This window comes from Pollutimonas subterranea, from assembly GCF_002849655.1.
In the GTDB taxonomy this organism is placed as follows: Bacteria; Pseudomonadota; Gammaproteobacteria; order Burkholderiales; family Burkholderiaceae_B; genus Pollutimonas; species Pollutimonas subterranea.
Genome location: NZ_PDNW01000039.1, coordinates 1 through 10,631 on the forward strand (window position 1 = coordinate 1; position 10,631 = coordinate 10,631).

The 10,631-nt window shown below is 51.2% G+C and carries 4 protein-coding genes and 4 pseudogenes; 6 read left to right on the forward strand and 2 right to left on the reverse strand.

The features are described from left to right. Nucleotides 1-192: pseudogene (locus CR159_RS20935) on the reverse strand (HTH domain-containing protein); the annotation flags it as partial. A 136-nt stretch (nt 193-328) separates the two neighbouring features. Between CR159_RS20935 and hsdR the strand changes: the two are divergent. The 5 genes and pseudogenes from hsdR to CR159_RS20960 form a co-directional block, all read left to right on the forward strand. After that, nucleotides 329-2,539, forward strand: a pseudogene (gene hsdR, locus CR159_RS20940) (EcoAI/FtnUII family type I restriction enzme subunit R); the annotation flags it as partial. A 25-nt stretch (nt 2,540-2,564) separates the two neighbouring features. Next, on the forward strand, nt 2,565-4,028 hold the full coding sequence (locus tag CR159_RS20945) for a type I restriction-modification system subunit M (RefSeq protein WP_102075882.1): 1,464 nt from the start codon (nt 2,565-2,567) through the stop codon (nt 4,026-4,028). Then, complete coding sequence (locus CR159_RS20950; RefSeq protein WP_102075883.1) at nt 4,028-5,725, forward strand: restriction endonuclease subunit S; 1,698 nt, start codon at nt 4,028-4,030, stop codon at nt 5,723-5,725. Before CR159_RS20945 ends, CR159_RS20950 begins: the two co-directional genes overlap by 1 nt. 10 nt (nt 5,726-5,735) lie before the next feature. Beyond that, complete coding sequence (locus CR159_RS20955) at nt 5,736-7,619, forward strand: AAA family ATPase (RefSeq protein ID WP_102075884.1); 1,884 nt, start codon at nt 5,736-5,738, stop codon at nt 7,617-7,619. Between the two features lie 140 nt (nt 7,620-7,759). Then, nucleotides 7,760-8,482 carry an HNH endonuclease gene (locus CR159_RS20960; RefSeq protein WP_102075886.1) on the forward strand — a complete coding sequence of 241 codons (723 nt, stop codon included), beginning with the start codon at nt 7,760-7,762 and terminating at the stop codon, nt 8,480-8,482. 233 nt (nt 8,483-8,715) lie between these two features. Here CR159_RS20960 and CR159_RS20965 read toward each other — a convergent pair. Continuing rightward, nucleotides 8,716-9,246: pseudogene (locus CR159_RS20965) on the reverse strand (IS3 family transposase); the annotation flags it as partial. A 215-nt stretch (nt 9,247-9,461) separates the two neighbouring features. Here CR159_RS20965 and istA point away from each other — a divergent pair. Beyond that, nucleotides 9,462-10,505: pseudogene (gene istA / locus CR159_RS20970) on the forward strand (IS21 family transposase); the annotation flags it as partial. Nucleotides 10,506-10,631: the final 126 nt, after the last annotated feature.

Genomic DNA, 10,631 nt, shown 5'->3' on the forward strand with positions numbered 1-10,631 from the left:
GTGGATCAGAAAATCCCGATGCGCGTCCAGGTGCTTGTGGCGCGACCCGTCATCCTTGTAGGCGCTGATTTGCTTCTCTTCCAACTGCAAATACTTACGCACCGTATTGCGCGAGATGCTCAGTTCCCGACTAATGGCACGGATCGACAGCCCCTTGCCCCGGTCATACAGCCCTTTGATCTTGTGTATCACTACCCACTCCTTCACTGACGCGCTCCCGTTGTCTTTTATATGGCAGGAACGCTACACGTTTCATGGCTTTGCAGCCACCGTCAGGTGGGTCAAAACTATTGGCCATTAGTGGGTCATTTTAATTGGCCATTAACACCACAAGCTCAACATACCCATTGCAGTTATTGAGGCAAAAGACAACAAGCACTCGTTGGGCGATGGGATGCAACAGGGGTTGGGCTATGCCGAAATGCTGCAGGTGCCCTTTGTGTTCAGCAGTAATGGTGACGGGTTTTTATTTCACAACAAGATCGCCAAAGATGGCGTGATTGAGCGTGAGTTGGCGCTTCATGAATTGCCAAGTCCTGATGTGCTGTGGCGATGGTGGGCTGATCACCTTGGCTTAAACACCGAACAAAGTGAGCTTGTCTCGCAGGACTACTACAGCGACGGCAGCAATAAAACGCCGCGCTATTACCAACTGCTGGCCATTAATAAAACGATAGAAGCTATCGCTAAGGGTCAAAACCGTCTGCTGCTGGTCATGGCAACAGGAACTGGAAAGACTTATACCGCTTTCCAGATCATCTGGCGTCTCTGGAAATCCAAAGCTAAGAAGCGGATCTTGTTTTTAGCTGACCGGAATATTCTGGTTGACCAGACCATGACCAATGACTTCAAGCCCTTTGGCTCGGCCATGACTAAAATCCAGAAACGGCAGGCCAACAAGTCGTATGAGATCTACCTGTCTCTATACCAAGCGATCACCGGTACAGAAGAGGAACGCAATATCTACAAGCAGTTTAGCCGCGAATTCTTTGATCTGATCGTGATCGACGAATGTCACCGAGGAAGCGCCGCAGCCGACTCAGCTTGGCGCGAAATTCTCGAATACTTCTCATCGGCCACACAGATCGGCTTGACCGCGACCCCCAGAGAAACCAAAGAAGTCTCTAACATCGATTATTTCGGTGATCCGATTTACACGTACTCTTTACGTCAAGGTATCGACGACGGCTTTCTCGCTCCTTACAAGGTCGTACGCATCGACCTAGATAAAGACCTTACCGGTTGGCGTCCAGACAAGGGTATGGTCGATAAGAACGGTAATGAAATTGAGGATCGGATCTATAACCAGCGAGATTTTGACAAAAACCTCGTACTGGAAAAGCGTACCGAGTTGGTTGCCAAAAAAATTAGTGACTTTCTCAAGCAAACTAATCGCTTCGATAAAACCATAGTTTTCTGCGACAACATTGACCACGCTGAGCGTATGCGCCAGGCCTTGGTGAACGAGAACGCCGACCTGGCCGCAAAAAACAGCAAGTACGTGATGCGTATTACGGGAGACAACGAAGAAGGTAAGGCTGAACTCGACAACTTCATTTTCCCCGAATCCAAGTACCCAGTAATTGCCACCACCTCTAAGTTGATGACCACTGGCGTCGATGCGCAAACCTGCAAGGTCATCGTGCTGGATCAGCGTATTCAGTCTATGACTGAGTTCAAACAGATCATTGGCCGTGGGACACGTATCAATGAAGACTATGACAAGTACTATTTCACCATCATTGATTTCAAGAAGGCGACCGAGCTATTCGCCGACCCTGATTTCGATGGCGACCCAGTACAAATTTATGAACCTAAGGGCGATGAATCGCCTGTGCCCCCCGACGATGATGCCCTTCCTCAACCGGACGATGGTTCTACCTATCCATCGGCGGAAGAGTCGCCGTGGACAGGAATAGGTGAACCAAGCCCTGGTGAAGAAGGTAGTGGCGTTCGTCGTTATGTCGTCGCTAATGTGGACGTCAAAGTAGCATCGGAACGTGTGCAGTACTTTGATGCCAACGGAAAACTGATTACCGAATCTCTCAGGGACTACACTCGAAAAGCGCTGGCAAAAGAATTTAGCTCCATGGATGATTTTTTACTTCGTTGGAATAGTGCTGACAAGAAGCAGGCTATCATCGACGAGTTGGCTAGCGAAGGGGTTTTCTTTGACGCCCTGGCAGAAGAGATTGGCCGCCAATCAGGCAAGGAATTTGACCCATTCGATTTAGTTTGCCACGTTGCTTGGGATCAGCCGCCACTCACTCGCAAGGAGCGCGTAGAGCAGGTCAAGAAGCGCGACTATTTCACCCGCTATGGTGAACAAGCCCAGCGCGTATTGCAAGCCTTGCTGGACAAATACGCCGATGAAGGTGTTGGTCCGATGGAGGAAACACAAATCCTCACTATTGCCCCCTTCACAAGCCTCGGCACTCCCATGGAAATCATTCGCGCGTTTGGTGGGTTGGACCAGTACCAACATGCCGTGCACGAGCTAGGACAAGCGCTGTATAGCCCATCACAGCTACGCGCATAAGAAACAACTTACTGGAATACCATTCATGTCTATCGGCACTCTGATAAAAACCATTCAAGACATCATGCGCAAGGACGTCGGCGTTGATGGCGACGCCCAGCGAATCAGCCAGATCGTCTGGCTGCTATTCCTCAAAATATTTGATGATAAAGAGCAGGAATGGCAACTCACTATTCCTGGCTATAAGTCGCCACTTCAGAGCCGTTTCCGCTGGAGCAATTGGGCAAAAGATGCTGAAGGGATCACTGGTGACGAGCTGATCGACTTCGTCAACAACGACCTGTTTCCTTCACTCAAGAAACTGGCAACCGCCGCAGGTGTGTCTGCAAGTGGAAAAGTGGTTGGCTCTGTTTTCGAAGATGCCTACAACTACATGAAATCTGGCACTCTGCTACGCCAGGTGATCAACACCATTCAGGAAGATGTCGATTTCAATTCGTCTTCAGATCGACATCTGTTCAATGAGATCTACGAAAAAATCCTGGCTGATCTCCAGTCGGCTGGCAATGCTGGTGAATACTACACGCCACGCGCGGTTACCCAGTTCATGGTGGATATTCTCAATCCGCAATTGGGCGAGAGCGTGCTCGATCCCGCCTGCGGTACCGGTGGCTTCCTCACTTGTACCATTGAGCACCTGAAAACACAGGTCAAAACGGCGGCTGACCGTACGACTCTACAAGACAGCATTCATGGGGTGGAAAAGAAACCATTGCCCCACATGCTGGCAATGACGAACCTTATGTTGCACGGTATTGATGTGCCTAGCAATATCCGTCATGACAATACCCTGAGCCGTCCACTCAAGGGCTACGGCCCTAAGGACCGAGTTGATATCATCCTTACTAATCCGCCGTTTGGAGGCATGGAAGAGGACGGCATCGAGAGCAATTTCCCGCGCAAGTATCAGACTCGCGAAACTGCTGACCTGTTCATGGCACTGATCATGCATTTGCTCAAGCACGACACGGGTCGCGGAGCCGTCGTGCTGCCCGATGGTTTCCTGTTTGGCGAGGGGGCCAAGACAACGCTGAAACGCGAGTTGCTGGAAGAGTTCAACCTACACACCATTGTTCGCCTGCCCAAGGGCGTATTTGCACCCTATACCAGTATCGCAACTAATGTGCTGTTCTTCGAAAAGGGTGAGCGGACCAAAGACGTTTGGTTTTTCGAACATCCTTATCCGGATGGCTACAAGAGTTACTCTCGCTCCAAACCGTTAGACATTAAAGAATTCGATCTGGAAAAAGCGTGGTGGGGTGGCCCCATCCGCAAGGGCCGCAAGATCACTGGGAACGCCTGGAAGGTTTCTGCGGCCGATATCGCTGCACGCAACTACAATCTGGATTGCAAGAACCCCCACGTGGTGGAAGTGAACCATCGCGATCCTGCTGAGTTGATGGCGGAGTACCAGGAAATCACCCGTCAACTGGCCGAGGCGCAGAGCGCGCTGAAGGCGGAGCTAATGCTCGCGCTCGGAGGGCTGTAATGGAACTGCTGGAGCAACACTTCGACACAGCGTTTTCTGCGCCCGATGGAATTCAAAAGCTGCGCAAGCTGATCTTGACGCTGGCGATGCAGGGCAAGCTGGTGCCGCAAGATCCCAGCGACCCGCCCGCGAGCAATCTGCTGAAAGAGATTGGGGCCGAGAAGAAGCGGCTGGTGAAGGAAGGCAAGATCAAAGCACCCAAACTGCTGCCGCCTGTGACCGAAAAGGAAAAACCGTATGCGTTGCCACAAAGGTGGCAGTGGGTGCGGCTTATTGAAATTGGATATTGGGCACTTGGATCAGGGCTGCCTCACAGCATTCAAGGTGAAACAGACCAGAAGATTCTACTTTGCAAGGTAAGCGACATGAACTTACCCGGCAATGAAAAGTTTATCGTTTCATCCAATAATTCTGTTTCAGAAGAAACTGCCAAAGCGAGCAAACTAAGTGTCAGTGAACCGGGAACAATCATATTCCCAAAAATTGGGGGTGCCATTGCCACCAACAAACGACGCATTCTTCTAAAGCGGACGGTTATCGACAATAACTGCCTTGGCATTACTCCCTACTCTTTAGTTGATTTAGAGTGGGCCTACCAGCTCTTGTTAAGCTTTGATTTTTCTAAGTACCAAACCGGGACATCAGTGCCTGCCATTAGCCAAGGAACTATCGGAGAGATTGTTGTCGGCCTTCCTTCAGCGCCAGAGCAACACCGCATCGTTGCTAAGATCGACCAACTAATGGCGCGTTGTGATGCGCTGGAAAAGTTACGTGCCACGCAGAAAGCAAAGCGCTTGGCTGTTCATGCCGCCGCACTCTCTCAACTGCTTGATGCCACTGACAACGGTAGCACTAACGATGCCTGGGTCTTTATTACTCAGCACTTCGGTGAACTTTATGCCGTCAAAGAAAATGTCGTCGAACTGCGTAAAGCCATTTTGCAACTGGCAATGATGGGTAAGTTGGTTCCGCAAGACCCCAACGACCCGCCCGCCAGTGAATTACTGAAAGAAATTGAGGCCGAGAAAAAGCGGTTGGTGAAAGAAGGCAAGATCAAAGCGCCGAAGCCACTGAAACCAGTGACGGAGGAAGAAACCCCATATGCGTTACCGCATGGATGGGAGTGGGTACGCGTACGGGATGTTGCCCAATTGATAACTTCGGGCTCTCGTGATTGGGCAACCTATATCTCAGACTCCGGCGCGATTTTTGTGACTATGGGGAACTTGTCTCGTGGAAGCTATCAGTTACGCATGGACAATGTCAGATATGTAAATCCTCCAGCAAGTGGTGAAGGTTCAAGAACAAAACTGGAAGAGAACGATCTATTGATATCTATCACTGGTGATGTCGGGAATCTAGGTTTAATCCCACCAAATTTTGGTGATGCCTATATTAATCAGCACACATGTTTACTTCGGTTTATGCCCTCATGCCGAACCAGATACTTTCCAGAACTCATGAGATCGCCTTTGGCGAAACTCCAATTTGACGAGCCACAACGGGGCATAAAGAACAGCTTTCGATTGAGCGATGTTGGGGAAATGCTCATCCCTCTTCCCCCACTCACCGAACAACACCGCATCGTCGAAAAAATCGATCAACTGATGGTGCTGTGCGGCACACTCGACCAGCAGATTACCGCAGCCACCTGTAAGCAATCCGAATTGTTGAATGCCGTAATGGCGGACGTGTGAGCGAGCTGCCATGCGCCTAAAATCAGTCTTCATCAGCCAGTACAAAAACCTTAAAGACTTCACGCTGAATTTCGATGGCATGAGCTTCATCGATGTATTTGTCGGTAAAAACGGCAGCGGAAAATCGAATCTATTTGAAGCGCTGATCGAGATATTTCGTCACCTTGATCAACTCGGTCGCGCGGGTAATGACATCGCCTTCGATTACCGCCTGAGTTACGAGATCGAAGGACAAGACCCCGAAATTGAATGGAAGGCTGGCAAGCTGCGCATTAACAAGGACGAAGACCGCAAGACGCTTGGACAGACACCATTTCCCGATAACGTTTTGATTTACTACTCCGGACACAACACCACAGTGTCTGGTTTGGTCGCGGAATACGAAACAAAATTCCGTGGGCGCATCAAAGGCGCTAATCCTGATGAGAGTCGCCGCTTTATTGGTATTGGATCGGATTACAAGCAGTTGTTGCTCGCGGTCTTGCTAATTCAGCCAGCCGAAAACACGGCTCGGCAGTTCATTTTCGATAAGCTGGGTATCGCAAGTGTCGGCCTGGATATGCAGCTGACACTTCGGCGCCCGGCCTTTGCGACAAGCGCATTGAAAGCGCTGGAGATGGATGGCATCGAAAATTTCGATCCACGCACCCATTATTGGGGCGCCGACGGCATCACGCGAGACTTTCTGAATAATCTCGTCTCCTGCATCAAGAGCGAGTTTAATCATGGAAATGTTTATAGCATCGGAGAAGATGAGTACAAAATTCCGATCAATATCGAACTATTTCAGCAACGGTTTGCCGGTTGGCCCTTGTCGGATATATTTCGACAGTTCGATAACTTGAAAATCCTCGGAATGCTATCGGACACCACCGTTCCGCTCATTTTGACCAGTGGTCTTGACGCAAGCATTGCACATTTTAGTGACGGTCAGTTCCAGTCGGTTTATATCTACTCGATCGTTGAACTGTTCAAAGACCGCAATTGCCTGATCTTGCTCGATGAACCAGATGCGTTCCTTCACCCGGAGTGGCAGTTTGATTTCCTTCGGCAAGTGTTTGACATCACTGATGCAGCGGCCAAAGCCAGCCATGTTTTGATGAGCAGCCATAGTGCATCAACAATCTCATGTACCAACGAGGGCGTCATCAGTCTCTTTGAGTTTGATGGAACGGCGGTTGTCTTAACCAAGGCAACCAAGGCTGATGCTATTCGGTTTCTATCGGCTGGCTTGATCGCCTTTTCAGAAGGCGAAGCAAGACTAAGCATAAATCAGGTGCTGAAAAGCACCACCTGCCCGGTGCTGTTCACCGAGGGTATCACTGATGAGATGATCGTTGAAACAGCATGGTCAAAGTTGAATCCGGGTAAGGAATGCGGTTTTATAGTGCAGAACGCCTTTGATAGAATTTTCCTAAGAAACCTATTTTCGCGCGAGGAGCTGGGTGTCAACTTCCCAGGCCGAACGATGTTTGCTCTTTTCGATTTTGACGAAGCATTTGATGACTGGAATGGGCTTAAGAAAAGTTGCGAGCTTGAGACCGACCCACGCAAAGGGTTATCAAAGCAACTTAAATGCAATAGTCACTTCGCAATGCTGCTGCCCGTCCCTGATGTTGAAGTATTGACTCGTCAAGTTTTGGATCCGACGGGAAAACCTTGGGGAAAAGGTAGCGATTCCCATTTATCAATTGAGCTGCTTTTTTTCAGGGAAGAACTCCTTGGAACTTGGTTTCAAAAGAAGGCGACATCTGGTGGTGGAGAGTTAATTGAGTTTGTTGGCGACAAGGTTGAATTTGCGAAGACGTTCGTGCCTCAACTGAACTATGAAAGTTTCGAGCCTTTCCGGCCTTTGTTTGAGTTTATAGAATCGCAGTGCGAGGTGACTGTTTGATTATGTAATCTACGGAAAAGTGAGCTTTGAACCGGCCTGCCTGTTGTAGTCGGGCCCTCACTGATTAGTACTGAAATCCAACCTTTCGATCAATTTGTCGCTCAGCGGTGACTACCAACTTTTTACAAGAAGAGGCCTCGATGGGAATTGAATTCAAAGACGAACTTAAACGGTATTTAATGGATACAGCGGGGCTGAGCCCAAATTCTGCCTCGCAATATCTTTCGTACCTAAATCATGTCGATAGACGGTCAGGAGTTCGCGTCACAATCGAAAACGCATTAGCATCAAAAGACGATGAGTTATGGCAGAGCCTGAACTCCATAATTGATCTTGTTGATGGCGGCAAAAAAACCATTACGAATTGGCGTTCTGCGTGGAGGAAATATGAGACTTTTGCTCGTTGGAAATTATCTGAGTATGACCTTGCAAGCGAAATAATAGAGCAAGAGAAATCGCCTCAAACCGAGCAGGAGGCGCGCACTCGTATCCTGGTGTCCATTCTTCGCAGGCAGGGACAGGCGAAGTTTCGTAATACGTTGCTAGAAGCTTATCGCTCTCAATGCGCTGTGACCGGCTGTATGGATTTAGCGGTTCTGGAAGCCGCGCATGTGCGTCCGTACAGTGCTGATGGCCAAGATGCTGTGTCTAACGGACTTATTCTAAGATCAGATATTCATACCTTGTTCGATAAGGGACTGATTACGATCGAACACGGGACGTGGAGAATATTGTGTGCAGAGACGCTAAGTGATGCCTATCGTCAATACCATGATAAGACTGCTACTATGCCGTCAAAAAGTAGTCTATGCCCAGCGATAGATGCCTTGCGGGAGCGATATAGAGAATTTCACTTGAAATGATGTGCCCCGAACGTTTACGCTTGAGCACGATGCTTAAGTCGATTCTATTTCAAGGCAGTCCGTAGTTGGGTGTAAACAATGCAATAAATCAGCCGTACTTGTTTGCAATTTAGTGAACACAGCTATCGTGAACCGTCTAAAGCGCTTGATAATTAACGTCGATAAAGGATGTTTACAAAATTTAGGTATACACAACCTTTCTAGCGGGACCTTTAGATGAATCGGCCAGGCTTTTATAGACAGTTCGTTGCCTCAGAAAAGTATTGCCGTTCGTAGTTTACCGGCGAAAGGTTCGCGGCGTGACCATGCCGACGAATCGGGTTGTAGAACAGTTCGATGTAGTCAAAGATATCCTGGCGTGCCAGCTCCCTGGTTTTGTAGATTTTCCGTTTGATCCGTTCGCGCTTGAGCAGCTGGAAAAAGCTTTCTACAACGGCATTGTCATGGCAGTTACCGCGACGACTCATGCTCGGTTGTAGATTATGGGTAGCCAGAAACGCTGCCCATTCATAGCTCGTAAATTGGCTGCCCTGGTCGGAATGCACCATGACACTTTGCTTTGGCTTGCGCCGCCATACCGCAGCCAGCAAGGCCTGCAAAACCAAGTCCTTGCTCATGCGCGAATCCATCGACCAGCCCACGACCTGGCGAGAGAACAAGTCGACCACCACCGCCAGATACAACCAACCTTCGTACGTGCGGATGTACGTGATGTCGGTCACCCAGGCGGTGTTAGGTGCGGCGACATCGAATTGCCGGTCAAGTGCGTATTCCGGTCATCGTGCCCACCGATTCCGGTGATCGTGACCACTCCGTGCCGGGAGGGTGGTTTTCTTTGATTCCGGCATCGTGACCAGCCATTCCGGACTCGTGGTCACTGGTTCCGGCCGTCGTGACCAGCGTCTCAAGATGGGTTGAGCAACAACGCGTTGACTTCAACCGTGCGGTAGTGTGTTGGGCTTTTTGGACAAGCCCACACATGCCACCGCCTCTGCTGAGAACGCACATGATTAAATCTATTCTCCATCACGCCCTGTCCTTGGGCTATTCGCAACGGCGTTGTGCCCAGGCGCTGGGCGTCTCCAAGGGGGTTGTGGCCAAGTACGTCACGGCGGCGACCGCCGCCGGCCTTGACTGGTCGGCCATCGAGCCCATGAGCGAGCAGGCGCTCGAAGCACGCCTGGTCCCTGCCCGTAGCGGCGAGGTCGCGCCTGCGCTGCCCGACTTCGCCGTCATGCACCGCGAGCTCTCGCGCAAGGGCGTCACCTTGATGTTGCTGTGGCAGGAGTACCAGGCCGAACATCTGGGTCGGCGCACCCTGCAGTACAGCCAATTCTGCGAACGGTATCGCCGCTACGCCAAGACCCTCAAACGCTCAATGCGTCAGGTACACCGCGCCGGCGAGAAGTTGTTCGTGGACTTCGCGGGCCCCACGCTCGCACTCGCTGACGGGACACGGGCCAATGTGTTTGTCTCGGCCATGGGCGCCTCGCACTACACCTACGCCGCCGCCTTGCCCGGGCAGAAGACAACTGACTGGGTCACCGGCATGACGGGGGCCTTGCACTTCATGGGCGGGGCGCCTGAACTGATCGTGCCCGATAACCCGCGTGCCGTCATCGCGCAGCCCGACCGCTATGAGCCGCGCGTGGGCGATACGGTACTGGACTTCGCTGAGCACTACGGCTGCTCGGTGCTGCCGGCACGGCCTTATACCCCCCAGGATAAGGCGAGCGTGGAGTCCGCCGTCCAGGTCGTGGAGCGCTGGATCCTGGCGCGCCTGCGCCATACACGCCTGGCGAACCTGCCTGCCGCCAACCGCGCGATCCTGCCGCTGCTGGCCGAGTTGAACGAGCGTCCCTTCCAGAAGCTGCCCGGCAGCCGTGCCAGCGTCTTCGCAGCGATCGACGCCCCGGCCCTGAACGCGTTGCCCGCCACCCGCTACGAGTACGCCCGCTTCAAGACCGTGCGCGTACACGTGGACTACCACGTCGAGCTCGAAGGCCATCGCTACAGCGTCCCCCCCCTCTGTCACAATAGATGTCCGGTCACTTGAACCTAATAGATGAGGGGGCGGTTGGAGTGTTTTCATGTCCGCCTATAGCCCTGAGCTCAAAGAGCAAATCGTCAGGAAAATGATGCCACCTAA

Bases quoted from the DNA above. Each gene is read 5' to 3' on its own strand.
- CR159_RS20945 (WP_102075882.1), top strand. From the start codon at position 2,565: ATGTCTATCGGCACTCTGATAAAAACCATTCAAGACATCATGCGCAAG.
- CR159_RS20950 (WP_102075883.1), top strand. From the start codon at position 4,028: ATGGAACTGCTGGAGCAACACTTCGACACAGCGTTTTCTGCGCCCGAT.
- CR159_RS20955 (WP_102075884.1), top strand. From the start codon at position 5,736: ATGCGCCTAAAATCAGTCTTCATCAGCCAGTACAAAAACCTTAAAGAC.
- CR159_RS20960 (WP_102075886.1), top strand. From the start codon at position 7,760: ATGGGAATTGAATTCAAAGACGAACTTAAACGGTATTTAATGGATACA.